The organism is Sphaerisporangium album, from assembly GCF_003323745.1.
Classification (GTDB): Bacteria; Actinomycetota; Actinomycetes; order Streptosporangiales; family Streptosporangiaceae; genus Sphaerisporangium; species Sphaerisporangium album.
Window position 1 is genome coordinate 1 of sequence record NZ_QOIL01000054.1, and the last position, 1,659, is coordinate 1,659.

The following is a 1,659-nucleotide window of genomic DNA, read 5'->3' on the forward strand; positions in this document are numbered from 1 at the left end:
CCTCGATCTTTCATGAGTGGGCTCTGGTCGCGTAGCGACCGCACCCGACCTTGTTTTCGCGGGTGGCCATGCTCGTGGTCCGACTGTCGCGTCGGGTGGCGGGGTTCCACGGGCCCGGGTGGTCTCCTTCCAGGGTTGTCGGGACGGGTTGGTGCTGGTCAAGGCGCTGGAAGGGTTTGCAGGCGGGTGATCGCGGTGGCGATCAGGCCGGCCCACTTCCAGCGGTGGGACAGACGCAGCCGTAGGCGTCTACCGCCTTGGACCAGGCGGCCCGCAGCGGAGAAAACGCGCAGCCGCAGGCGTTTGGGTTCCCAGCGGCGGGCCGGGTGGCCATCGATGGCGAGCATCTGCATCCAGGCGGTCAGCTCGCAGGCCAGGGCGACCAGCTCGCACCAGATCTGGTTTTGAGCGGATCGGTGCAGTGGCAGGTTGCGCAGCCCGGTGTCTTTGGCGCAGCGGATGCGGTCCTCGCAGCGGGCCCGGCGGCGGTGGCGTAGTTCCAGGTCGGCGAGCTGGCCGCGGCCACCGCCGGGCCGGGTGCCGGTGACAAAGCAGGTGAAGCGGTGTCCGTCGATGTCGGTGAAGCGCAGCTGCGCGCCGGGGTGGGGGCGCTCCTTGCGGACGATGACCCTCATGCCCTTGGGCCAGGACGACAGATCGAGCATGCCGGTGAGTTCGGCGACCCACGCGCCGGCGCGGGGTTGCCGGTCGGCGTCGTAGGCGACCTCCCACACATCGGTGGGCAGGGCACCGATCGCGGCGCAGATGTCGTCGGTGAGGTTGAACCCGATGGAGTACTTCAGGCGCCGGGAACTCACCCAGGTGAGGAAGGCGCGGGTGCCGCCCCCTGAATCGGTCCGGATCAGGACCTGTTTGTGCAGGTGGGCCGGTATCTGGTTGAGGGCGAGTCGTCCGGCGGTGATGTGATCGTCGGCGGTGTTGGATCCGGCGTTCCCCGCTCGCAGCAGCAAGGCGGCGGCCTCCCCGGTCCCGTCCTGGCCGTGGTCGATGAACGCGGTCATCGGGTGGAAGCCGTAGGTGCGTTTCCAGGTCGGAGCCGCCTGCTGTTTGTCGGAATGCGCGATCACGATGGTCGCGTCCAAGTCCACCGGGATCAGCGTGCCGTCTGCCCCGGGAGCCCGCTCACCCGCCAGGGCCCATGCCCTGGCCCGTGCCGCCGCCCGAGCGGCGCGGATCGCCCGCAACGCCGTGGGCCCCGCGGCGGCCAGGGTGGTGACCAGGCGGGACACCGTGGGGTCGGAGGCCACCGGCCCGAACAACTCCGGTGAGGACCGCAACACCGCGATGTCGGCCAGGCAGTCCCCGCCAAGCGCCAGTGTCATGGCCAGATCTGCCACGATCTTCCCGGGATCATGCACTGCCCGCGGTGGGCGCCACCGCTCCAGCGCCTGCGACAGGCTCGTGCCCAGGCCGGTCACTCTCAGCGTTTCCATCAGCAGCAGGCCGCCGGCCTGGCTGATCAATCCCTTGCCGTCCGTAGACACAACGATCTTGGATCGGCGACCGATAAGCTGCACTCGAAAAGTGCCTTTCGAACTGGTGCGGACAGGATCCTCAGCAAGTCCAATCCTCCCAGTTCAGGGCACTTTTCGCTTCTAAACGATCAACCAAGGCCGTCACCTCGACGAAAGCGCGAGG

Annotated in this window: 1 protein-coding gene; it reads right to left on the bottom strand. The window is 68.5% G+C overall.

From position 1 onward, the window contains the following. Positions 1–158: 158 nt before the first annotated feature. Positions 159–1,538, bottom strand: a complete 1,380-nt coding sequence (locus tag DQ384_RS40155; protein ID WP_245967105.1) for an IS1380 family transposase — start codon at positions 1,536–1,538, stop codon at positions 159–161. Positions 1,539–1,659: the final 121 nt, after the last annotated feature.